20 protein-coding genes, 1 tRNA gene and 1 pseudogene are annotated in these 23,602 nt (G+C 38.6%); 9 read left to right on the top strand and 13 right to left on the bottom strand.

Going from position 1 to position 23,602, the window contains the following annotated elements:
• The first annotated feature begins 211 nt into the window (after positions 1–211).
• From SPK86_RS10725 to SPK86_RS10715, 3 genes are all read left to right on the top strand, one after another.
• Positions 212–2,209: an LTA synthase family protein gene (locus tag SPK86_RS10725; protein ID WP_330949347.1), complete on the top strand. Its 1,998-nt coding sequence runs from the start codon at positions 212–214 to the stop codon at positions 2,207–2,209.
• A gap of 150 nt (positions 2,210–2,359) precedes the next feature.
• The gene (locus SPK86_RS10720) at positions 2,360–2,533 is read left to right on the top strand and encodes a YfhD family protein (RefSeq protein ID WP_284140785.1); all 174 of its coding nucleotides are present in this window, start codon (positions 2,360–2,362) and stop codon (positions 2,531–2,533) included.
• 157 nt (positions 2,534–2,690) lie between these two features.
• Positions 2,691–3,143 carry a YueI family protein gene (locus SPK86_RS10715; protein WP_284140784.1) on the top strand — a complete coding sequence of 151 codons (453 nt, stop codon included), beginning with the start codon at positions 2,691–2,693 and terminating at the stop codon, positions 3,141–3,143.
• 70 nt (positions 3,144–3,213) lie between these two features.
• Here SPK86_RS10715 and pssA read toward each other — a convergent pair whose 3' ends face one another.
• Complete coding sequence (gene pssA / locus SPK86_RS10710; RefSeq protein ID WP_284140783.1) at positions 3,214–3,747, bottom strand: CDP-diacylglycerol--serine O-phosphatidyltransferase; 534 nt, start codon at positions 3,745–3,747, stop codon at positions 3,214–3,216.
• 101 nt (positions 3,748–3,848) lie between these two features.
• On the opposite strand from pssA, the gene SPK86_RS10705 reads away from it, so the two are divergent.
• The gene (locus SPK86_RS10705; protein ID WP_330949346.1) at positions 3,849–4,631 is read left to right on the top strand and encodes a phosphatidylserine decarboxylase; all 783 of its coding nucleotides are present in this window, start codon (positions 3,849–3,851) and stop codon (positions 4,629–4,631) included.
• 23 nt (positions 4,632–4,654) lie between these two features.
• On the opposite strand, the gene SPK86_RS10700 is transcribed toward SPK86_RS10705, so the two are convergent.
• The gene (locus tag SPK86_RS10700; RefSeq protein ID WP_284140781.1) at positions 4,655–5,269 is read right to left on the bottom strand and encodes a DedA family protein; all 615 of its coding nucleotides are present in this window, start codon (positions 5,267–5,269) and stop codon (positions 4,655–4,657) included.
• A 220-nt stretch (positions 5,270–5,489) separates the two neighbouring features.
• Between SPK86_RS10700 and SPK86_RS10695 the strand changes: the two genes are divergently transcribed.
• The gene (locus tag SPK86_RS10695; RefSeq protein WP_284140780.1) at positions 5,490–5,741 is read left to right on the top strand and encodes a DNA alkylation repair protein; all 252 of its coding nucleotides are present in this window, start codon (positions 5,490–5,492) and stop codon (positions 5,739–5,741) included.
• Positions 5,742–5,891: 150 nt separating this feature from the next.
• The gene (locus tag SPK86_RS10690; RefSeq protein ID WP_284140779.1) at positions 5,892–7,874 is read left to right on the top strand and encodes an acetoacetate--CoA ligase; all 1,983 of its coding nucleotides are present in this window, start codon (positions 5,892–5,894) and stop codon (positions 7,872–7,874) included.
• A 71-nt stretch (positions 7,875–7,945) separates the two neighbouring features.
• On the opposite strand, the gene SPK86_RS10685 is transcribed toward SPK86_RS10690, so the two are convergent.
• The 7 genes and pseudogenes from SPK86_RS10685 to SPK86_RS10655 form a co-directional block, all read right to left on the bottom strand.
• Positions 7,946–9,037 (bottom strand): DUF4097 family beta strand repeat-containing protein, encoded by a 1,092-nt coding sequence (locus SPK86_RS10685; protein WP_330949345.1) that lies wholly within the window; start codon positions 9,035–9,037, stop codon positions 7,946–7,948.
• Between the two features lie 104 nt (positions 9,038–9,141).
• Positions 9,142–9,570 (bottom strand): thiol-disulfide oxidoreductase DCC family protein, encoded by a 429-nt coding sequence (locus tag SPK86_RS10680; RefSeq protein ID WP_284140777.1) that lies wholly within the window; start codon positions 9,568–9,570, stop codon positions 9,142–9,144.
• Between the two features lie 27 nt (positions 9,571–9,597).
• Positions 9,598–11,037: a sodium/pantothenate symporter gene (panF, locus tag SPK86_RS10675; RefSeq protein WP_330949344.1), complete on the bottom strand. Its 1,440-nt coding sequence runs from the start codon at positions 11,035–11,037 to the stop codon at positions 9,598–9,600.
• The gene (locus tag SPK86_RS10670; protein WP_330949343.1) at positions 11,034–11,306 is read right to left on the bottom strand and encodes a YhdT family protein; all 273 of its coding nucleotides are present in this window, start codon (positions 11,304–11,306) and stop codon (positions 11,034–11,036) included. Before SPK86_RS10670 ends, panF begins: the two co-directional genes overlap by 4 nt.
• A gap of 326 nt (positions 11,307–11,632) precedes the next feature.
• On the bottom strand, positions 11,633–13,126 hold the full coding sequence (locus SPK86_RS10665) for a peptide MFS transporter (RefSeq protein WP_284140775.1): 1,494 nt from the start codon (positions 13,124–13,126) through the stop codon (positions 11,633–11,635).
• 316 nt (positions 13,127–13,442) lie between these two features.
• On the bottom strand, positions 13,443–17,120 hold the full coding sequence (locus tag SPK86_RS10660; RefSeq protein WP_330949342.1) for a 5'-nucleotidase C-terminal domain-containing protein: 3,678 nt from the start codon (positions 17,118–17,120) through the stop codon (positions 13,443–13,445).
• A 216-nt stretch (positions 17,121–17,336) separates the two neighbouring features.
• Positions 17,337–18,224, bottom strand: a pseudogene (locus SPK86_RS10655) (LysR family transcriptional regulator).
• A gap of 119 nt (positions 18,225–18,343) precedes the next feature.
• On the opposite strand from SPK86_RS10655, the gene SPK86_RS10650 reads away from it, so the two are divergent.
• From SPK86_RS10650 to SPK86_RS10640, 3 genes are all read left to right on the top strand, one after another.
• Positions 18,344–19,378: a YeiH family protein gene (locus SPK86_RS10650; RefSeq protein ID WP_284140772.1), complete on the top strand. Its 1,035-nt coding sequence runs from the start codon at positions 18,344–18,346 to the stop codon at positions 19,376–19,378.
• Positions 19,379–19,661: 283 nt separating this feature from the next.
• Positions 19,662–19,734: transfer RNA gene (locus SPK86_RS10645), tRNA-Ala, on the top strand.
• A 152-nt stretch (positions 19,735–19,886) separates the two neighbouring features.
• Entirely contained in the window at positions 19,887–20,576 is a 690-nt protein-coding gene (locus SPK86_RS10640) for a phosphatase PAP2 family protein (RefSeq protein ID WP_330949341.1), read from the top strand.
• Positions 20,577–20,730: 154 nt separating this feature from the next.
• Here the strand turns inward: SPK86_RS10640 and SPK86_RS10635 are convergent, their stop codons facing one another.
• The 4 genes from SPK86_RS10635 to SPK86_RS10620 all read right to left on the bottom strand — a co-directional run.
• Entirely contained in the window at positions 20,731–21,081 is a 351-nt protein-coding gene (locus SPK86_RS10635; RefSeq protein WP_284140770.1) for a transposase, read from the bottom strand.
• Between the two features lies 1 nt (position 21,082).
• Positions 21,083–21,778, bottom strand: a complete 696-nt coding sequence (locus tag SPK86_RS10630; RefSeq protein WP_284140769.1) for a hypothetical protein — start codon at positions 21,776–21,778, stop codon at positions 21,083–21,085.
• A 710-nt stretch (positions 21,779–22,488) separates the two neighbouring features.
• The gene (locus SPK86_RS10625) at positions 22,489–23,064 is read right to left on the bottom strand and encodes a suppressor of fused domain protein (RefSeq protein ID WP_330949340.1); all 576 of its coding nucleotides are present in this window, start codon (positions 23,062–23,064) and stop codon (positions 22,489–22,491) included.
• Between the two features lie 29 nt (positions 23,065–23,093).
• A partial coding sequence (locus tag SPK86_RS10620) for an HNH/ENDO VII family nuclease (RefSeq protein ID WP_330949339.1) occupies positions 23,094–23,602 on the bottom strand: 509 nt, incomplete at its 5' end.

Raw genomic sequence — 23,602 nt, 5'->3', positions numbered from 1 at the left:
TTTTCCATGCTGCGTGACACACATCCCTAGTGTAGAGTTGTTAAACGTGAAGGCGACATTTCATTACCGTTTTATATCCTACACTTCCACCCATTCCCACTAGAAAAAATTACCAACATACTTGCAACTAAAAAGCAAATAGGTTAAAATAATGACTTGATGATTTGATAAAGTTTTACGAAATGTATTTAAATAGAGGTGAAAATTCACAATGAAGAAACTATTCTCTTCCAGGATGAACTTCTTTTTTGTAGCTGTGGTATTACTTTGGTTAAAAACGTATCTTATATATGTCAACGAATTTAATTTAGATATTAAAAATGGTGTTCAAGAATTCCTATTATTCTTTAACCCTCTTAGCTCTGCCCTAATCTTTCTAGGTCTTGCTTTATTTGCGAGAGGAAAAAGAGCGGGAATTTGGATCATTATCATTGACACGTTGATGAGTGTATTCCTATATGCCAATGTTGTATTTTATCGTTTTAATTCAGACTATATAACACTACCAACGCTTACACAAACTAGTAATTTTGGAAGCCTAGGCGGAAGTATTGCTAGCTTAGTAGAGTGGCATGATTTATTTTATGCACTAGACATTTTAATTCTAATTGGCTTATTTATTTGGAGCCGACGCAGCTGGTCAACAAGCAGAATGCAATTTAAAAAGCCGTTACTTGTTTTAATGGCTGGTGTCATTGCTTTTGCTGTTAATCTTGGTATGGCTGAGGCAGATCGTCCACAGCTACTAAAACGTACCTTCGATCGAAACTATATCGTTAAGTATTTAGGTGCGTATAACTTCGCAATCTATGATGCGATTCAAAACTTAAAATCCTCTTCCCAGCGTGTATTCGCGGATAGTAGTGATATTGAGGAAATTGAAAAGTATACAAAAGAAAAATATGCTGCACCAAATCCTGAATTATTTGGCGTAGCAGAAGGAAAAAACATTATTAAGATTCATTTAGAATCTTTTCAATCTTTTTTAATTGATTACAAGCTTCACGGTGAAGAAGTTACGCCGTTTATCAACTCCTTAGTTCATGAACAGGAGAAGAATTTTACGTACTTTGATAATTTCTTCCACCAAACAGAACAAGGAAAAACAGCAGATGCAGAATTTATGCTCGATAACTCCATTTACGGACTCCCACAAGGGGCTGCATTTGTAACAAAAGGAAGTAACACGTATCAAGCTTTACCAGCGATCATGAATCAAAAGCAAAATTACACATCAGCAGTATTTCATGGAGATCGCAAAACCTTTTGGAATCGCGATGAAGTATATAAAGAATTTGCAATCGACAAGTTCTATGATTCTAGCTATTATGATATGAGTGAAGGTCAAGTTATCAATTATGGACTAAAAGATAAGCCTTTCTTTAAAGAATCAATGCCATTACTCGAATCGTTAGATCAACCATTCTATGCCCATATGATGACATTAACGCACCATCACCCATATTTAATTGATGAAGAGGATGCAACCATTGCTCCTGCTGAAACAGGAGATAAATCGGTAGACCGCTATTTTCAAACAGCAAGATATTTAGACGAATCGTTAGAACAATTTTTTAATGACTTGAAAGCATCTGGTTTATACGATGACTCTGTTATTATGATTTACGGAGACCATTACGGTATATCTGATAACCACAACCGTGCAATGGCAGAATTACTTGGTGAAGAAATTACACCATATAAACATGCGCAATTACAACGTGTGCCGTTTATGATTAAAATACCTGGTGTTGAAGGTAAAGGAACAGTTCATGAATTTACTGGTCAAATTGATGTCATGCCAACCCTGCTTCATTTACTTGGCATCGATGCAAAAGACTATATTCAGTTTGGAACCGATATGTTCTCAAAAGATCATAAAGAATATGTAGCTTTCCGTAAAGGTGACTTCATTACTCCAGACTACAGTGTTATTTCTGGCGTGTATTATGACAATACTGGTGAAGAAATCGAGCCTACTGCTGAAATGGAAGACTTGCGGAAAAAGGTACAGCATGAATTATCACTTTCAGATAAGCTGCTTTATGGAGACCTTCTACGTTTCTATACACCATCAGAGGACTGGAAGCCAGTTGATGCTTCTATTTACAAATACGGTAAAGAAGCAGACGAAGATTTTAAAGAAGATGAATCAACAACTAATGTGGATGACACACTTCAAGAAGAAAATGGAGAACAAACCGAATAACGATTTTAATTGCTTCAACAAGCATAATTTAACCCGTCAGGCAAAAATGATACAATGCCGACGGGTTTTTCTTTGGTGAAAATCCTTTGTACATGATAATAAAATGATTTGCACATACTAACATGAAAATATAGGAAACGAGGTGATGAGATGGGTAGAGATGAGCATCGAACAAGTCGCGGCAAACGGACGCTAGCGCAAACACCTAAATCACAGTTATCCGATGGTGTTGATATCGAGTTTTCTGAAGAGCTTGCTGACGATGATGATAAAGCTGCTCAGATTAGAAGCAGACAAGCAGATAATCGAGCGAGCAACAAATAACTAATCGTGCGCCAACAGGATTTGTTTTTCGAATCATTTGTTGGCCTCTTTTCTCACCTCTTTCCTATTCATTTTCCATTACCAAGGTATAATCAATTGCATCGCTTTCATTCTCTTCGTACAATAAAGAGAGACAGCATGAAAGGAAGGATAGTACATGACAAAGAAAAACATGGATGATTATCTCATGGATGGGATATATGGCAAGCGGCTTCCAAAGCAAGCTGAACGCGATTATTTTCTTGGTACGTTAAGAGAACGCATTGTCCTTGCACTTACGATCGGCCAGGTGATGTCAGATAAAGGCTTAGCAGCACTAGAAGAAACCATGCAAAATCACCCGAAGGCAACATTAGTTTTTAATGGAGACGTTGCTTATAAATATTTAAAAGAAGAGAAGGATTTAGCAGACGCATATCATATCCCCTATACAATTATTTCAAATGAAGAGATCGAAACGGACATCGGTGCTGTGCTTGCTTATGATTATGCAATTGATAAAGAAACCATCTTTCTAGAGGAACAGGAAGCCGAAGAGGAAACAACGGAGAATACGAATACCAATCACGATCAATCTTTTTTCTCAAAGGTTAAAAAATGGTTCTCATAATCGTAATCGAAAACAAAAAGGCTGTCCGAGCGGATCTTTATTCCAACTAGGACAACCTTTTATCACATATTTACATTTTAGGGATTCGAACATTACTTACCATCAGCACAGTTAAAATTGATGTGAGAACAACAAAAAATGAAACTGGTAACGACGATGCAAATAATGAGAAAAACGTAAGTATAATTCCAGCAGCTGTTATAGGAATTCCATAAAAGGCACCATCAAATTCTTTTACATTAAAACGAGCCAAACGTACGGCACCACATAAAATATAAAGTGTTACAATGGTAAGACCAACAGCCGGCATTTTATAAAGACTTGCTTGAAAAATCAATAATCCAGGAGCAACCCCAAAAGAAACAAGATCACATAAAGAATCAAGTTCCTTTCCAAAAGCAGATTCGATGTGAAATTTTCTAGCAACCATGCCATCAAATCGGTCAAAAAATGCAGCTAAAAAAATAAATAGTAGACTCATATGTGCATAACCTTTTAAAATAAGTAAGATAGCAATAATACCAAAGCTTAAATTCATTAATGTAATTGCGTTTGCTAAATGTGCTTTTATTTTTGTATAATCCAAACGTCGAATTAGAAACATACACAGACCTCCTTAAATCGTTGTATTACGTTACTTGCATTTCATTACGACGAGCAGACAATACGCCTGATCGTCTAAAAAAAGAAAAGGATTTGAAACGAATGATTAGATTTGCACTAAAATATTTCGTTGAACTTACTGGTAATCCGGTTAGTTCTTCCATGTTAAAAAAATTCACGAGTTCCCGAGTAAGCAAACCGCTTATTCGTCCTTTCTCAAAATCGTTTCAAATAAACGAGAAGGAAATGGATCGACCACTTCATCAATATGATAGCTTACAAGATTTTTTTACTCGCAAGCTAAAAGATGGCATACGCCCCATAAATCCTGATCCAAGTACACTTGTTTCGCCAGTCGACGGTGTGTTAAGTTGTGCAGGAAAAATAGTAGATAATCAGACATTCTACATAAAAGATCATTTATACAGCTTACCAGAAATCTTAGGAAGTGAAAAGAAGGCAGCTACTTATAAAAATGGATATTATTATGTCTTATACTTGTCACCACGACATTATCACCGGATTCATTATCCAATAACAGGCACATTAGCCTCTCGATATGCTTTAGGTGAAAAATCCTTCCCCGTAAACAATTTTGGAATGACTTATGGTGACAAACCCTTTTCAACAAACTATCGATTAATTTCTGAGCTTTCTACGCGATACGGTAATGTTGCCGTTGTTAAGGTTGGGGCATTGAATATCAATAGCATACAGCTACTTCATGCTGAAAATGATTGTAACAAGGGAGAAGAACTAGGTTACTTTACCTTTGGATCTACTGTTCTTCTATTTATAGAAGAACATGCATCCTTCACACCTTGCATCCATGAAAACAAAGAAGTTCAAGTTGGTCAAACCATTGGAAAATGGGAAGATAGATAGAAAGCTTCCCCCTCCCCCTTCACTTAAAATTGTGAAGGGGGATTTTTTCCACCAAAGGTACGATAAATATAGAAGCCTGAAAAAATGAAGAGCGATATCATAAGGAAGAATATAAATCCCCACATATATTTATGCATAAAGGATGTTATGATATCCCAATTTGCTCCCAATCCGTTTCCCAATGCTAAAAACAACATCACCCACAAAAAAGCTCCCATATAGCCAAATAAAGCAAAGCGTTTAAAGGAATAACGAGAGATTCCTCCAATATATGCTGCCACATGACGTATTCCAGGGATAAAGTAACTTCCAATTAATACAATAGGACCATACCGATGGAAAAGCCGATTTACACGCTGTATTGTTTTTTCGGATAAAAAGAAACGGGAGCCATACTTTTTGATAAACGGCTCTCCTAACTTCATACCTAACAAGTAGCTAACTGATATGCCACAAATCGATCCAAGTAAAGCCACAATAAATGTTAGAGAAAAATTCATAGTTCCAATGGATGTTACATAGCCAAGGTACGCTAATAACACTTCATCTGGCACTGGGAGTCCTACAATTCCTAATGTTAATAAAGAAAAAATACCAATATACCCATATTGTCCAATCAACTCATACCAAACACTCATCTTAAACCCTGCTCTCAAACATTATAAAAAAATGACTGCTTTCACTATTATACTATAATATAGCAAATGGTGACCGGATATGTCGAAATCTTTTAGAACAGGCTCATTTTTAAGCGATTGGGTAAAACATAGTTCAAGGTCCATAAGCGGCGTATTAACAGCCGTTACATGCGGGATAAAAAACACGTTCAAAAGCAATACTATACATGGAGGTGTTACAATGGTTCATCGCTATCTTTGTCCAAGCTGTCAGACGAATCGCTCACGCTTTAACGTTATTACACAGCAAGTAAAGCCGGTGAAGCTCGATCCAAAAACGGGAGAAATCCTACATGACTATACGTCTGAAGAGCCAGAAGCGTTTCATTTAACCTATAATGGTCCCAAATATCGCGTGCAATGTGCCGTTTGTGGGCTTATTGAGGATGAAAAAACGTTTATCAAGTTCGGAGAATCGCACCCCTATCCTTAGGCGGTGCGATTTTCGCTTCTTATATCGAAAATCGCTTTCTATGTAAACAAGAAACAAGTACGATTCCTGAATCATGTTGTCCATCATTTACATTTAGTAAGCGTTTCCAATATAATAGTAATAATCATCAAAATATTCAGGAGGGATTACATGAAGCAAATAAGAGAAGGCACCTTGCTTTGGAAGCCTAATGAAAAAAGAAAAGCACAATCGAATATTCAAGCATACATAACATGGCTTCACACGCATAAAGGATTAAGCTTTCCTGACTACCATTCTCTTTGGGAATGGTCTGTAAATGAGGTAGAGCTGTTTTGGGAATCCATCTGGGAATATTTTTCTATTCAATCGAAAAAGCCATATCAATCCGTTTTAAGTAGTCATAGCATGCCAGGTGCAAGCTGGTTTCCTGAAGCAACGGTTAACTATACAGAACATATTTTTCGTAATCGCGATTGGAACAAAACAGCAATCCTTCATTCCTCTGAGCTCCGTGAAAATAGAAAGATTACTTGGGGAAAGCTACACCAGGATACTATATCCCTCCAACATACACTTCTAGAGCTTGGTGTGGAAAAAGGAGATCGTGTTGTCGCTTATATTCCCAATATTTATGAAGCAGTTGTGGCTTTTTTAGCAACTGCCAGTCTCGGAGCTATTTGGTCTAGTGCCTCGCCAGATTTTGGTACGCAAAGTGTCATTGATCGCTTTCAGCAAATTGAACCTAAAATTTTTATTACGGTAGATGGGTATATGTATGGCGGAAAAGCCTTTCCCCGTCTTTCCACAGCAAAAACGATCCAAGAGTCACTTCCTAGTTTAAAAACGACCATCACAATTCCATATTTAAATCAAGAAGCTGACTTTAGCGCTCTAACACAATCCATTACTTGGCAGGACGCATTGCAGCAACAGTCTGAAAAAAGGACATTATCCTATGTACATGTTGCTTTTAATGATCCGCTATGGATATTGTTTTCTTCTGGTACTACTGGAAAGCCAAAGGCGATTGTGCAAAGCCAAGGTGGCATTTTGCTTGAGCATTTAAAGGCATTGACATTCCATCTAGACCTTCATGAAGATGACCGATTTTTTTGGTTTACAACGACAGGATGGATGATGTGGAATTTTCTAGTCGGTGGCCTACTAACCGGGAGTACAATCGTTTTATATGATGGAAATCCAGCTTACCCAAGCCAAACTACGCTTTGGCAGCTAGCAGAAGAAACGAAGCTGACCGTATTCGGTACGAGTGCAAGCTATATTACCGCTTGCATGAAGGGAAACATCGATCCAAAAAGCACATTCGATTTAAGCAGCTTAAAATGTATCGGTTCTACAGGTTCACCACTGCCTCCAGAAGGCTTTCAATGGTGCTATGATCACGTAAAGGAGGACCTTTGGATTGCTTCTGCTAGCGGTGGGACAGATGTATGCACTGCCTTTATACTTGGAATACCTACCTTACCAGTATATGCTGGCGAGCTTCAATGTAGAGGACTGGGGGCAAGAATTGAAAGCTATACTGATAATGGCGAACCTAAAATCGATCATGTTGGTGAGCTAGTTCTAACTGCGCCTTTTCCATCCATGCCAATCTATTTTTGGAATGACCCTGAAGGTACACGTTTACAAGAAAGCTATTTTGATATGTTTCCAGGAATATGGCGTCATGGGGATTACTTAAAAATTACCGAACGCGGTACATGCATTATATACGGACGTTCTGATGCAACAATCAATCGTGGTGGCATACGAATCGGAACGAGTGAAATTTACCGGGCAGTTGATCATATTAAAGAAATAGAGGATAGCTTAATTGTCGATATACCTAAGGAGGATGGGGATTCATTTGTTCCGTTATTTGTACAGCTTAAGTATGGTAACAGTCTGACTGAACAAATAGAAAAAGAAATAAAGGAGCAAATTCGTAAGCATTGCTCACCGCGCCATGTTCCTACTGCTATTTATCACGTTCCCGCCTTACCAAAAACATTAAACGGCAAGAAGCTTGAAGTGCCAATTAAAAAAATTCTTATGGGACATGACATTAATAAAGTGGTTAACAAAGACTCCATCAATGACCCGACACTATTAAACTACTTTATTGATTTTGCAAAAACCTCTTTATAATAGGAAACGAACCATCAGGAGGGCTATCTTTCATCCTACTGATGGTTCTCTATTTCATCCTCCACTCAGGCTCATACGAGAGGTTCCTTTTGGTTGCTTGCGGAATAAAAGGTACGAATATCTCCTGAGCTACTGGCTAAGCGAATCGCATTGGTGCCATTTCCAATCACGCCAGACCTTTGCTTTGTTAATTGCTTTTGTTCATCAATTTGGAGCGGAAGGGTCGTATTTATTTTTCCACTGCTCGTCCCAATCGTTACATGTGCATCAACCTCGGCAAATTCAAAACGTACCGTAATGTCCCCACTACTAGTTTCTAAATCGAGCGCGCCATTTTCAGAGAGGATGAAACGAATATCCCCAGAACTCGAATGCCCCATCGCCTTCCCTGTGAAGCTCTGAAACACCATATCTCCCGATGAAGCGATCGTCATTAGCTTAGTCGCGAACATGTCTTTTGCCTCTATATCGCCAGAAGCCGTTTGGGAAAATGCCTGTTGAACAGAAACGTTCACCATATCTATATCACCTGAAGCGGATTGTAGGTCAATACGATTTCCTTCCATGTCTACCACATCAATATCCCCTGCGTTTGTTTTTACCCATGTATTTCCAGTAATCTTATTTAAACGAACATCCCCTGATGACGTTTCAATTCGCAGCTCTTCCATAGCTAGATCCAATCCCTTTATTTCTCCTGTAGTTGTTTTTACCCGGACATTCTGAAAATCTGCTTTCCTGAAAAAAATATCACCTGATTGTACAGCTAAATTTATATTTTCACCTGAAAGCTCTTCTATCGTCATATTTCCAGAGCTTGTTTGAACGTCCCATGATAGGTCACTATTCTTCGGAACAGTAACCTGTAACCGTGCAGTTGTAAGCGTGTTGGAAAACAGCATCGTTTCTTCTGAATGCGCAGTAATATGACCGACAGCTCCATCCCGTCTTACAAAAAGCATTGGCCCCCCATCATAGGTGTGCAATCGAATCACAATGTTTGGCGCATCATGGACAGTAACTTCCACATTAGCATGCTTCGTTATTATGTTAACACTTGCTAAATCAGTAGCATCAATATTCCCTGTTTGTGTAAATGTAGATTTATTATGAAGACCAACAATCCCGAGCAATTTAGATCCCCTTCTTCGCTTCTTCTGCATCAGCGTCCCTCCACTTCCTATGCTTGTACATTTATTTTACCATGGATTCCGCTAATAAAAAGCCGCCTCAGACGGAGGAGATGTCCGTCTTTAGGCGGATATTTTCATTGCTGTTTTATATTAGCGGGTATATCTTCTTCATCCGATAAAAATCGTTGTTGCATCTCCTTGGAAGGAAGCCTACACGCCTTCTTTTTTCCAAACCAGCGATATCTTCTTTTGGCAAACTGATCATAAAGAAAATCTCTTATCGGCACTGGAATAACGAGGAATAGAATACCGAGTTTCCATATCCCTTTTAACTTTCCACTTACACGCAATGCTGCCGTCGATTTTGTATAGTAGGTTGTTCCATCAATGAAAAGAAAGCTATCAATTGATTCAGGAATTTGCAATGCGATCTTAATCCTTTTCCCTACTTTACTTTGTAGTGAAGCAAACTTAAAATAACCCTTTGGATCGCGCTTTAAAATAAATTGAACACTTTTATCACAAAAATGGCAATCACCATCAAATAAAATGATTCGCTCCATCTATTTCCCCTCCAGCTCGAAACATCGTTACATTTGCTGCAACCTATTTCTACGTTGTGTTCCCAAACTGACGAGTACGTAAACAAAAAACGATACAATTACAGGCATGACAACCGCATGCATACCAAACGGTTTTGGTAAAAAGAGATCCCCAATAATATACAGCCCAATTCCTGCTACCATCGAAGCAAGTGCACCATATTTATTTCCCTTTTTCCAATACAATCCCATTACCACTGGCCAAATAAAGGCAGCTTCTAATCCACCAAATGCAAATAAATTTAACCAAATAATTAAATCTGGTGGATTTAACGCCATGACAAATACAAGTATCCCAAGCAAGGCCGTAATACCAAAGCTTATTTTTTTTACGCGTTCATTCGATTCGTTTGGTCGAATATAGTTTAAATAAATGTCCTTCACTACAGAAGAGCTTACGAGCAAGAGTAACGAATCGACGGTTGACATAATCGCTGCCATTGGAGCGGCTAATACAACACCTGCTAGCCATGGCGGCATTACCTCTAATGCAATTAACGGCATGACCTTATCAGGAACCTCAATTCCTGGTAAAATCGGGCGAGCAAATACGCCAATGAGATGCATGTTTAACATAATGAAGCCAACAACAATCGTACCGATAATAATCGCCCGATGCATCGATTGAGCGCTTTTATAAGACATGGCCCGAACTGCGATTTGCGGAAGTGCGACTACTCCGACTCCGACTAAAATCCAAAAGGAGGACACATAAGCTGGAGTCAAGCTTCCTTCCGCACCGAATGGCGTTAACAAGTTCGGATTTTCCGCGTGTAAATCCGCCATAATTTGTGGCACACCACCACCAGCGATAATGACGGCGATTAATAAGATTAATGTTCCAACAAACATAATGACTCCTTGAATCGCATCAGTTAGCGCTACAGCTCGGAACCCACCAACCGTCACATAAAGAAGAACCGTAATCGCAAAAATAAACAGCGCATTTAAATAAGAAAGACCTGTTAGAGATTCAATTAATCTAGCTCCACCAATCCATTGAGCAGCCATAGCTGAAAATAAGAAAATAATAATACTAAATGCTGAAAGAAGTACTACCCACTTGGATTGGTACCGTTCCTTTAAAAAGTCTACTAGCGTAATTGCTTGGTAACGCCTCGTCACGATGGCAAATTTTTTCCCGAGTATCATTAATACGAAATACCCTGTCGCAACCTGTGTCATAGCTAGCAAGACCCAGCCAAGACCTTGTGTGTACGCAACACCAGGGCCACCAATAAAACTACTTGCGCTTCCATAAGTAGCTGTCATTGTCATTGCAAGAATAAAGCCTCCAAGACTTCTTCCTCCTAAAAAATAATCCTGTAAAAAGGAAGTCGAACCCTTCAAAGACTTTCCTGCCCATATCCCGACTAAGAAAATGAAAACGACAATCGCAACTAAAGGAAGCAATGCTTGCATATTCATTGTTCGCCAGCTCCTTCTTCATCAAAGGAAATATCTTTAAAAAATACTTTCACGACAATTGTAACGAGAACAATCATCACGATTAAACCAACTATACAGCTATAAAAAAACCATGCCGGCATTCCTAGTACATACGTATATTCTTCTGGAGATTTAGAGCCTAATCCATAAGCAAAGCCAAACCACCAGATAAAATTGAACAACACTAGCCCTACACCAATTAAGGCTTCTCGATTCGCTATCTTAAAACGCTCATCAACATCGTGCACCGTTATACCTCCTCGTATATTGTTTAGGCACTATTTCCGCCTATTGAACTAAATAAGTGTCCAAACTCCTTGGACGCTCCGTGATATTCCTAGATGGGCTTTACCCTTTAAAAATAGATTGCACAAACAATCGTACTAGTATCTTAGTAACAATATAACGTAAATCCTACGAGAAATGAACTGCAAAATACGGGCAACCCTTTGAAAATAAAGAAAACCTGCCTTCTCACATGGAAGACAGGCATATTTAATAGTGATACTTAAGCAGTGTGAATTTCCTCCTCGTTTCCTGCAGTTATACGCTTTGCCGAAGCAAATGCGTTAGACTATTTCACACCACGCATAAACTTTTGAATAATCGGAGACATCGTAAATAGTAAAATACCAAGCAAAATCGATACTCCACCAATCACACCAAAATAAAGGATTTCCGTTTCTGGTGTATAAAGCTTTACAATTTGTGCATTAATCGCTTGTGCGGAAGCATTTGTTAAAAACCAAAGACTCATTGTTTGTGCTGAAAAAGCAGTTGGCGCAAGCTTCGTAGTCGCTGACAACCCTACCGGAGATAAACATAATTCTCCGAGTACGACTAGTAAAAAGCTTAATATGAGCCATATTGGGCTTACTAAAGTATCTGTTCCATTCATATATGCAGGTACGATCATAATAAGGAAGGATAGCCCTGCAAAAAACAACCCGAACGAAAATTTCTTGGAAGTCGATGGCTGACGATCTCCTAGCTTAATCCATAGCCCTGCAAACAATGGCGCTAACGCAATAATAAATAATGGATTTAAGGATTGGAACCATGCTGATTGTAGCTCTATCCCCATAAATTCAAGTTGTGTTCGTTTATCAGCATACTCAGCTAATATGATCGACCCTTGCTCTTGAATTGCCCAAAACATCATTGCTGCAATGAACAATGGAATATACGCAATCAGACGAGACTTTTCATCTTCATTCGTTTTTGGACTACGATACATAACGATAAAATAAATCGTTGGAATAACAATTCCAAGCATACTCACTAAGAAAGTAAAGCGATCAATTGTTAAAATACCTGTTGGAATAGTTATCGCACCTAAGATGAGAATGATCAATACCCCAATTCCAATTCGAGTGAAAATCCTTTTCTTCTCATTATCCTCTAACGGATTTGGTACATAAGATCCTGCTAAACCTAGATATTTCTTACGTGTAGCCAGAAATACAATTAAACCAATGAGCATCCCAACTGCTGCTGTTCCGAAACCAAGATGGTAATTGTACTCTTGTCCAAGCGTACCAACAATAAACGGTGCAATAAACGCACCCATATTAATTCCCATATAGAAAATACTAAAGCCTGAATCACGGCGATTATCTTGTGGAGAATATAAATCACCAACAATATTAGAAACATTCGGCTTTAAAAGTCCTGTTCCAATGATAATGAAGAACATGGAGATAAATAAAGCGGTCACTCCTGCAGGCAATGCTAAAACAATGTGCCCAAGCATAATAAATAACCCGCCATAGAATACCGTCCGTTGTGTGCCTAATATCCGATCGGCGATCCAACCGCCAATTATGCCAGACATGTAAACTAAGGAGCCATAAACCGCCATGATCGATTTAGCTGTACCATCTTCAATCCCTAATCCACCATTGGCCACTTCGTTGTACATGTAAAATAAAAGTAGTGCTCGCATTCCGTAGTAAGAGAAACGTTCCCAAAATTCTGTGAAAAATAATGTAAATAGTCCTTTAGGCTGTCCAAAAAAACCTCTCTGGGGAACGCTTTGGACGATTTTTTCCTTATCAAGTGTTGTCATGTAGTCTTGCATCCTCTCTGTAATAACAGAATAGACTGATAATTATTTTCTGTAACAAAAGTATTTTAGTCAAAAATAGAATATTCGTCAATTAATAGAATCTTTTATTTATTAACCCTATTTCCTATAAACATTTATAAATTAAGACCTACAAGCTATACCCCAAAAAAATTTTTCAATAAATTACCAGTTTGACTGCGCACAAAACATTTAAACGTTAGCTTCCTACTATTTTTTACAAATGAATAGTAGAATAAAGCAGGAAACAAAAACTGCCCTATAGGTTTAACCCCGTAGGACAGTTTTTATGATTGGCTTATTTTTGCTGTAAATCTACTTTCAGCACACCTGATGGAACATCCTTCATATTAAATGTTTTCGATACTTGCCCATCCGTAACCTCTAGGATTACTTCTTTTTCTTTCAGAATCTGTACTTGCTTTTTGTTCAACAATAGCTTTCGTGGCTTCTTTTCATTATAAATATTAATTAGCACATGTGCTCCTTGTTCAAGTTGTTGCAAATCCTTCGTATGAACAGTCGCCGTACCATTATTTTTCTTTGGCTGTATTTCAACCTGTGTAGGCGCTTGCGCAATCGCGATTCTACCTTCCGAACCGTAGACGATTGGATTCACTTCCGAGCTTTGCAGTGACTTGACGAACGCAACAGTTGCGTCTAGATCTGAAGGTCCGATTACCGGATTTTTACCTAGCTCTTTAATCGCACGATATTTTGATCCATTAGACGTGCCCATATAATTGTTAACCGTTAACGTATACACTTGATTCATATCAATTGGACTACCATCTGGAAGTGTAATATCTACCACCTGACTCGTATTAGGGTCCCATGTATAATGAAATCCACTAATACTGAAATCTGGGCCATAGGTTGGCGATAGCTGTGCATTTACAATCGGATATAAATCCTTGCCTGTTATTTCAAACGTCATCAATGTGTTGCCAAACGGTTGGATGTTATATAAATCACCCCAGGTCACTTCTCCTGCTAATAGATCATCTCGAATACCTCCACCATTCATCATTGCAAAATCACTATTCATGGCAGCATTCATTCCATCAGCAATTAAGTTCCCTAAACCATGGTCTCCGTTATTCGAATAATCACCTGTGAGATCCTGGGCATTATAACCTATTACTTCATTTAAAATCGGTGCGATTCGGTTCGTGTACGTCGTTAAAATCTCCGATACCGTTTCATCTGGTGTAAAGTCTGCCTGCTTAACGTGTACAATTTCTGCTTCTTTCTTTACAATATCGCCAGTTGTACGATCAATTTCTAAATCCACGTCAGCGAAGGCTTTGCCATATTCATACGCCTGAACAATTAACTTATTATCAACCACACCATCTACTACCTGATGATTATGCCCCGCAAAAATAACATCTACGGCATCATCGATATTTCGTGCTAAATCAGCGGCTTCACCAGTTGCACTAGTACCGTCTTGTTCTGCTGGAATATGTGCCAACACAACAATTGCTTCGATTCCTTGCGAAGTAAGCTCACTAACAGCGTTGTTAACTGCTTCTGTCTCATCTGTAAAGCGAATATCCTCAATCCCCGCAGGCATGACCATATTTGCGGAATCCTGTGTGTTGACACCGATAAATCCAATTTCGACACCATCAACTTCCGCTATATGGTAAGGAGGTATAATGGTTTCTTCTGTATCCTTGTAAACACAATTTGCACATAGCAGTGGAAAATTCATGCCATCATAATCGGCTGTACCAAGTCCGTCTGGATGTTCACCACCGTTTACCATCCGTAATAATTCCGTTGTTCCCTCATCGAACTCATGATTCCCGACCGTACCTACATCAAATCCAATTTCCTCCATGATTTCTACGGTTGGTTCGTCCTGTAGTAGGCCAGATACAGGCGAGCTCCCTCCAATCATATCTCCAGCATGGACAAGTAATGTATTCGGGTTATCCTGTTCTCTTTCTTTTATCGCAGTAGCAACATAATCCATACGACCATACATATCTGAAGTACCGTCACCGTCTGGATCGAGTGCATATTCTTGATCAATTTTCCCATGTAAATCATTCATGCCTAAAAGCTGAACGTGTACATTTTGTGGATTTGGATTTCCTGTGCCAACAGGCGAATAGCCATAATCGATTGCTGTCTGTTCATCCCAGAAAAACACACGCTTATCTACTGGTACAAGCTCCCAATCATTTGGTTGAACATATTCTTTTGTATCTGAGTTTCCAACAAATTTTGAAAATCCTTTTTGATCATCATTTGCTCGAAATTCAAAAGGCAGCTCAAGCAATGGATTTTGTGGATTCCAAATACCACGTCCCGCATCCTTTGCTTCTTTTACTGCAGCCTGATAGGTCGGATATACCGCTTCATCAAACGGCGCAATAAAATAGGTTACAGCATAGCCTTGCCGCACCATTTCTACATTAATGTTCATGCCATCCTGCTTGCGAATTATTTCTGCCAGCAGTCTTCCATAATTATCAGTAGCCTCTTGCCCAACCTTCACAAGCACTTCATCACCCGGCTGTAAAAGTTGACCGATATATTGTGTAGCTAAATCGCCATGATATTTTTGATTTTGGTTGATTTCCTGTCTAGCCGGATCACTATTATGTGCCGTATACGTCTCTGGTGTATCCATGTTTAGAAAACGTACTTTTGTTGCTCCTAATACAGGGGTTTGCAGGTGAATCGTATCCCCATCAGTAACACTTTTTACAGTAGATTGATAGGTTCCTTCTGCAGAAGGGGGTGCCGGCTGCTCTGCCGCTAATTGAATATCAGCTTGTTCAGTAGGAATGAGCTGATAGCTATCATATTGACTAACAATTGCTGTTACATCATACCAATGATCTGATGCAACTTGTGTAATATCCAAGGCGTTCTCCATTACTCGTAATGTTGTGCCATGAAAGTCTTTGTCTATGAAAGAAACATTATATCCACCACCAGCAGGAGAGGTAGGGATATTGTTAATAAATCCATTCACCGTAACAAGCTGTCCTTCATACGTCTCCGCAACTGCAGGATCTTGAAGCTGTGCTAATGTGAGCGATTTCGGTGCTGGGAGTGGTAATCCAGAATCGAGTACTTCTATTGTCGTAGGGACAACTTCCTTTAAGCCGCGATACGAATCTAGCACACCAGTAACTCTTACTTTATCTCCTTTTTGAACATTCGCAAGCTGTCCCTGATTATAGTTATATAGATTAATTCCACCTGTCGCATCTTGTATGTAAGTCGTGAATTGTGTGCCAGTACTGATTGCGACATTATCGACAAGAACAATCCCTTCTACGATCACCTCTGTCCCATCAGCTAACTGACGAGCATCAGCAATCGAATACTCCCCATTTCCTGGGTCAGGTGGTGTTCCTGGATCGACGCCATCCATTAGATGGCTTCCTAGATACGTAAAGGTATCATTCGCATACTCCGTCCATTCTGAAATTGTATAAATCGGATTCGGAGCAGTAACGGAAGCATTTCTTACTAACGTCACATCCTTGGCAAAATACGCGCTATCGCCAACCGTTCCAATGATGTCTAAGACTTGATTATTTTTCTTTAATACGATTGTATCATTTCCATTAAAATTAACGATGGAACCATTTTGCAAATCCGCATTGGCTAATACGTCTGCTGAAGCTTGGTTATGTGCAATAACATAAACGTCACCATGATTCAAGCTTCCTGTTAATGCAAGTTGTTGGCTTGGTTGTGTTGCACCATTACTATAAAGCTCTAATTCATAATTGGTTAAATCTACTGGTTGTCCAGTTCCATTATAAAGCTCTATCGCTTTATTATAGGAACTACCTTCCACATACTCGGAAATAAACAGCTCACTTGCCACTGCTGTATTACTAGCAGCTGAGGTCTTCATTGCGAATACAGTGGAATAATTCATAAAAATCAGCGCTAAAATAAGAAATAGATGAAGTACCTTCCTTACATTTGCATGTCTCATTGGTTCCCTCCATTTTTAATGTTTTTGTCATATTTCATAATAGAATGACACATTATTGAAATATGACACACTTTTAATATGCCATACCAACAAAGAGGAAACAATTAAGTTTTTGTAAATTTCTAGTAATTTAGCACTGCTTTTGCTATTATCATGCAAAAATGATTCATTTTACCCACCAAGCGATTTACCATTCCAGGATAAACAAATCTAAATTCAGATAGTTAATACATCATTTTTTCGAAGAAGATCCACAAACACTTCTAATGCCTTCGTCTGATATACCGCGTTCGTTATGATTGAAAATTGCCTCGTTAATGGGAGTCCTTCTATTTCTAGCACCTTTAAATCACCGTTTCGAAGCTCCTTTTGAATGGCTCACTTTGATAGCAAGCTAACCCCTAAGCCAGCCTCAACTGCTTCCTTAATTGGTTGGGTGCTACTAAAATGTATCCGCTTCGACGGGTTTATTTCTAATTGAGCAAACACCTTCTCACTCGCGTCTCTCGTACCTGAACCTTCCTCCCGCAAAATCCACCGCTCTTTTTCGAGTGCTTCTGATGTAACGATCTCCTTTTCCAGTAATGGATGTTTTTGTGACGCAACAACCACCATGTAATCCTTTGCCAGCTTTTCTTCGATAAGTTCGTTATCTGTTAATTCTCCTTCCACGATGCCTACATCTAATTGGTGGCTTTCTACAAGCTCAGCAATTGTTTTCGTGTTGGCGATTGTAACAGTCGGCTGAATGGCAGGATATTTCTTTTGCAAGACGGACAAAATATGTGGAAGCACATATTCTCCAAACGTATAGCTTGCACCAATCGTAATATCGCCTTGGGGTTTATTTGTTACATCCTCTACTAAGTGTTGCATTTTAGAATAGAGGCCGATTATTTCTTTGTCATGGTGAAACACAATTTCTCCTGTTTTATTTAAGCGCACATACTTATTCGTCCGTTCGAGCAACCTGGCCCCCAGGCTTTCCTCTAATGTACGTATGTATTGACTTACAGCAGGCTGGGTCATATGTAATTCCTTCGCTGCTTTGGAAAAGCTTTCGTTTTGCACTACCGTGACAAATACTAGCAAGTGTTGATCCACGTTCTTTTCACTCCACATTTTTATGCCTACTATATCATTTTGCTTATCATATATATAACAATGATTTATTTTACTTATAGTTAAACAATAACTATGCTATATATCAGGAGGTGTTTTTCATGAGCACAACATCGGAAACAGAGCAAACACCGAAAAGAAATCCAAACACAATGTACAATTGGATAGCTGGCATCGGTTTTACTTTTTTTATTGCTTTTTTAGGCTATCTACTAGCAATGGTTCCAGGTTTTAATCATGTTGGACAATTAGCAAGTGCAATTATTATTGCCGTTGTTTATCGGCAGTTATTCGGATACCCAGAAGTATTACGAGCAGGGATTACATTTTCTTCAAAACGATTACTTCGTGTAGCAATCATCCTTTATGGCTTAAAGCTGAATATTGATATCGTATTAAGAGATGGGCTCGGTTTACTTGCTCGAGATGCGTTAATCATCCTATTTGCTATATCGTTGACCGTGTGGTTGGCCAAAGTGCTCAAAGCAGATAAAATGATATCTTTACTACTTGGGGTAGGAACAGGTGTATGTGGAGCTGCTGCTATTGCTGCTGTTGCACCAATCGTCAAATCCAAGGATGAAGATACTGCAATCGGTGTAGGAATTATTGCGTTAATGGGAACGGTTTTCTCTATCGTCTATACCGTACTCCGTCCAATCCTACCAATTGATGCATTGGATTATGGTATCTGGTCAGGTATGAGCCTACACGAGCTAGCACATGTAGCAATTGCAGCCGAACCTGCTGGCCAGGATGCGCTTGCGATCGCATTACTTGCAAAACTCGGACGTGTATTTTTACTTGTTCCACTCTGCTTTATATTGATCTTCCTTATGCGTCGCAAAAATGCTGCAAACGGGGAACAAAATACAAAGGTAGCCTTTCCATACTTTTTGCTTGGCTTTATCCTGTTAAGTATTTTAGGAAGCTATGTATTTGGGCATTCTATCCCCGTATCGGATAATGTCATGCAAGGAGTGTACACACTTACTTCATGGCTATTAACCGCTGCTATGGTTGGACTTGGTCTAAATGTCAGCTTTAAGGACTTACGCGCTCGAGCGCTCAAGCCTTTACTTGCAATGACCATTGCTTCCATCTGTTTATCAATCTTTGCTTACTTTATTATTTAGCTTTCTAAACAGGACCCTTTCTTACCGGAAAGCCTACTCCATCGGGTAGACTTACGAACGTATGAAGGTGGTCCTTTGTTTTATTCTATGTGATGGTATAAAAGAGGCAAATAACAAAAGAAGAGGGAAACAAGCTTGTCGTTTGTTGTATAAGTAGGCAGTAGCCTTTGATAAAGCCATTGCATATAATGCGTTACGATGTACCGTCGTTACACGCGTAACAGTATGAAAACAGCTTGATAAGAACGAACTTTCAGTATATAATAGATCACGGTCAGTATTCGGGGCATTAGCTCAGCTGGGAGAGCGCTTGCATGGCATGCAAGAGGTCAGCGGTTCGAGCCCGCTATGCTCCATAACGGAGAAACGCTTTAACCCTTTTTACAGAGTTAAAGCGTTTTTATTTTACTATCTATTTTTGGTTTCGTTTATTTTGGGTATAGCATAAATGGGGTAAACACTCGACCCATTTGCCGCGTAGAAAATTGAATCGCAGGGGGAAAAGCCAATGAGTGGCTGGAAACGAAAAGTACCACACTTACTTTCTTTATTGATATTTCCAATTCTTGGACTTATATATACCTATTTAAATACACAACCAAGTAAAGCAATCGAAATTCCACTAAAGGTGGATAGCTATATCCCCTTTATACCGATTTTTGTTATTCCTTATATTATCTGGTACGCCTTTATTTTTGGTTATATGATTTACTTTTGCTTTAAGGATCTAAAGGTTTATTATCATGCATTAATCACGATCGTTATTGGGGAAGTAATTTGTTTTTTATTTTATATCTTCTTTCAAACAACGGTACCAAGACCTGTGCTAGCAGGCAATGACTGGATTACAAGCATGGTGCAATTTATTTATCAAAACGATGAGCCCTACAATTGTTTCCCAAGCATTCATGTATTAACAACGTATGTCATCATGCTCGCCTTTATTCAAATAAAAAAGAAGCATCTGTTCAATACATTGTTCGTACACATGATGGGAATATTAATCATTTTGTCTACATTATTTATTAAACAGCATGTTGTGCTCGATGTCATTGCTTCTATCATTATTGCGTCCGTCATCCATAGCTTCGTCGTGGAACTTGCAACAAGAAGCCAGAAGAATACCATTCGCAAGCTTGCTCTAAGCAAACGTGCATCGTTCCCAAGCAAGCAAATCATTAGTCAAAAAAATGATTAATTCGGTACAAATAACGCTACCATTCCGGGAAATGGTAGCTAGTATTCAAACAAAAACCTTGAAAGGCATTTAGCCAATCAAGGTTATAGAATTCATTTAAACTTTCTAATATCTTTTAAGAGCTTTATGGAAACCTCATTAATCAAAATTTCAATTAGCTGTTACTACCTCTTTCTTCTATGAATTCTAAAAATGATTCTTGCAGTTCTCCTTCTGTATCAATAGAGTCAAGCAGTAATTTAGGTTCTAACGAACAATCCTTTAAAGTTGAACTTCCATCAATTACTCCTAGCATGTTTGATATGGTATCGATCATGGTTTGTTCAATAATCCTCATTAATGTATCTTTATTTTCTTCAGTTAAACTGTCGTAAAAACCAATAGCTTTTTTCCAATAATCATCTGTTTTAGGAGTAACATTCGTTGTTTCATACAAGTCTTTATATAGTTGAAGGTTTTCTTTAACGATAGACTCATAAAGCCATTTAACAAAAATATCATTCATTTTACTTCCTCATTTCTGGATACATTTTTTTGTTTAATTCAATAAGTTCTTTTAAAGCAGAATTCGGTATGTCATCATAGACTCTTCTAAGTTCCCTAATATCTCTTGCCAATAACTGTCTAGGATTATCTATTCCTTTTGTACTTCTAGAAACTATTCCATTAGGTCCTTTAATGGTGTGCCCCACCTTTGGAACATTAATTGCAGGTGCCGTATTTAAATCATAATTATCTACTAATTTCTTCGTTGCTGCCTTCTGTCCTGCATGATGGGCATCAAGTCCTTCTACTCCTTTAATATCTTTATATGCTCCAACTTGATATTTACCCGTACCCTTACTCACATTACTTGCAGCACCACTGCCTCGTGTAGCTTTACCCGCACTATTAGCGCTGAAGCCTAACTTTCCTAGCTTAGCTACTTTAAGCACTTTTCCGATTGGCACAGGCACGAGACTAACTGCCGCAATGGTTCGATCTAGGAAGCTGGCGTCTTTGCTGAATAGGGTATTTACATCATCGAACACAAGGAATTTCGCCGATTTCATGCCGATTTTCCCTGCTACTTTTGCTCCTACGACAAGTCCTGCGCCTACTTGCTGTAACCCCGTGGCTGCTTTTTTAGTCGCTTTTTTCGCCCATGATCCTAGTTTACCAAATATTGACGGACTTTTCGGCTCTGGTGTACACTGCTCCATCTGCTTACATTTTATTATTACAGCTATCCGTATATTTCAAGCCATATCCATCTCAAGCCTTGCCCTTGCGTTGAGACTCGTATATACCCAGCAATGTTCAAATCTTCACCCTCCCGTTACGAAAATTAAAATTTATGTAACGCTTTTTAAACGAATAGCGAGTATTATACGACCGTCTCTAGTAAATATACAACCCAAAACTATTAAGCCAAGTTAGCAAAAACACATCCTTAAACGTTACCCGTTGTTGAACGCCACGAGCTTGTACGCTCTCGTTAGTCCGTGGGTCATTCCAAGTCATAACCACCCCTGCCATGTAAAATGTCATCTCGCCTATTTATCGTACTTGTCACCATATCCGAGTATTAAAACCAAACTCCATGATGGTACTACCTTCATGAGCTCTGAATTTCACTTAAGCATTATTCAATGTCTACCTAACATAAAACTTTTCCTTTTATTGATTCATTCCTTTTCTTCTGTACAAGTGTATTTCCTTATTTATCACAACGAGTTTTGTCATTCTCGTGTGTAAATTTAAATCGAGTAGTAAGTGTGGTTGTTTTATTTAAATGCCACTGCAACCAATCTCGTAAGTTTGCACCATTATGAGCTTTAAATTCAAAGGTGTTTTGTTATAATAATCCGTTTTAAATTATTAAAAAAACCTTGAAAGGCATTAAGCCAATCAAGGTCAACAAACTAGAAAATTACAATATTGATTCTCTTTCTAAATCAAAGATATCTATTTCTTCCTGTTCAAATAATTCTTCTAATGAATCTGTTCCTTTTTCTTGAGCAAATAGATACTCATTCTCAGATATTGGAACAGCTAGCAGCCAAGCCACTTTTTTGTTTGGAAATTCAAGTGTCTTTAAATCTTCCCACAAGAAAGGTGACACAAATAACACATGTTTCATCTCAGTATTGGGATAATACATCTTTATTATATCTCGAAATACTTTACCATGGGAAACTGAAAATTTTGAGTTAATAATACAAAATGCACAGCTTGCCAGTATATTGGGAAATTGCTCATAATCTGTTGCACTTGCTCCTACTATTTCTATTTGCAAAGGTGTTTCATCAACAGTCAATTCAATTGAATGGTCAGATAGTCCAATAGTTGAGTATGATGATACACCGTCAAAGGGTCTATTGACTGTTGTTAGCAAATCAATGTTACTGACATTATTTTCGTCCCAGTATTTCGAGACACTAGGTTTACCACCAAAAGCATGTAGTGCTGTCTTTGCAATTATTTTATTCTCATTAGAAATACTCAAAGTAAACCTCCTTATCAATCTTTACAATTTTAATCTCCGAAATAATTGTCGGTCAAGTCTTCACCTTTATGGCTTCTGTTAGAAGAAGGTAATTCAGGTCGGTAATGGTCTGGATTATTGTGTTCATCTAGAAACTCTTTTCTTGAGATACCCCTTTCTTGGGCACTCTGTTGATGCTTTCTAAATTCGTATCCAGGTTTATGTCCCATATCCCATGGTTCTTCTTTGTTCATTACTTTTCCAGTACCTGGGTCTCTTACTTCACCATCTGCACCTTTAGCTTTTTCCCAAGCTTCATCCCTAACACCTTTTCTATAACCTGACGGACGGCTATATGTCTTGTCAATCTTACCCGTACCCTTAGTACCCCTACTCACATTACTTGCAGCACCACTGCCTCGTGTAGCTTTACCTGAACTATTGGCGCTGAAGCCTAACTTTCCTAGCTTAGCTACCTTAAGCACTTTTCCGATTGGCACAGGCACGAGACTAACTGCCGCAATGGTTCGATCTAGGAAGCTGGCGTCTTTGCTGAATA

This window comes from Virgibacillus sp. MG-45, from assembly GCF_036409425.1.
Classification (GTDB): Bacteria; Bacillota; Bacilli; order Bacillales; family Amphibacillaceae; genus LDC-1.
This window is presented reverse-complemented; position numbering and strand designations above follow the sequence as displayed.

Coding starts and splice junctions, on each gene's coding strand:
- SPK86_RS10725 (WP_330949347.1), top strand. CDS start 212: ATGAAGAAACTATTCTCTTCCAGGATGAACTTCTTTTTTGTAGCTGTG.
- SPK86_RS10720 (WP_284140785.1), top strand. CDS start 2,360: ATGGGTAGAGATGAGCATCGAACAAGTCGCGGCAAACGGACGCTAGCG.
- SPK86_RS10715 (WP_284140784.1), top strand. CDS start 2,691: ATGACAAAGAAAAACATGGATGATTATCTCATGGATGGGATATATGGC.
- pssA (WP_284140783.1), bottom strand. CDS start 3,747: ATGTTTCTAATTCGACGTTTGGATTATACAAAAATAAAAGCACATTTA.
- SPK86_RS10705 (WP_330949346.1), top strand. CDS start 3,849: ATGATTAGATTTGCACTAAAATATTTCGTTGAACTTACTGGTAATCCG.
- SPK86_RS10700 (WP_284140781.1), bottom strand. CDS start 5,269: ATGAGTGTTTGGTATGAGTTGATTGGACAATATGGGTATATTGGTATT.
- SPK86_RS10695 (WP_284140780.1), top strand. CDS start 5,490: ATGGTTCATCGCTATCTTTGTCCAAGCTGTCAGACGAATCGCTCACGC.
- SPK86_RS10690 (WP_284140779.1), top strand. CDS start 5,892: ATGAAGCAAATAAGAGAAGGCACCTTGCTTTGGAAGCCTAATGAAAAA.
- SPK86_RS10685 (WP_330949345.1), bottom strand. CDS start 9,037: ATGCAGAAGAAGCGAAGAAGGGGATCTAAATTGCTCGGGATTGTTGGT.
- SPK86_RS10680 (WP_284140777.1), bottom strand. CDS start 9,570: ATGGAGCGAATCATTTTATTTGATGGTGATTGCCATTTTTGTGATAAA.
- panF (WP_330949344.1), bottom strand. CDS start 11,037: ATGAATATGCAAGCATTGCTTCCTTTAGTTGCGATTGTCGTTTTCATT.
- SPK86_RS10665 (WP_284140775.1), bottom strand. CDS start 13,126: ATGACAACACTTGATAAGGAAAAAATCGTCCAAAGCGTTCCCCAGAGA.
- SPK86_RS10660 (WP_330949342.1), bottom strand. CDS start 17,120: ATGAGACATGCAAATGTAAGGAAGGTACTTCATCTATTTCTTATTTTA.
- SPK86_RS10650 (WP_284140772.1), top strand. CDS start 18,344: ATGAGCACAACATCGGAAACAGAGCAAACACCGAAAAGAAATCCAAAC.
- SPK86_RS10640 (WP_330949341.1), top strand. CDS start 19,887: ATGAGTGGCTGGAAACGAAAAGTACCACACTTACTTTCTTTATTGATA.
- SPK86_RS10635 (WP_284140770.1), bottom strand. CDS start 21,081: ATGAATGATATTTTTGTTAAATGGCTTTATGAGTCTATCGTTAAAGAA.
- SPK86_RS10630 (WP_284140769.1), bottom strand. CDS start 21,778: ATGGAGCAGTGTACACCAGAGCCGAAAAGTCCGTCAATATTTGGTAAA.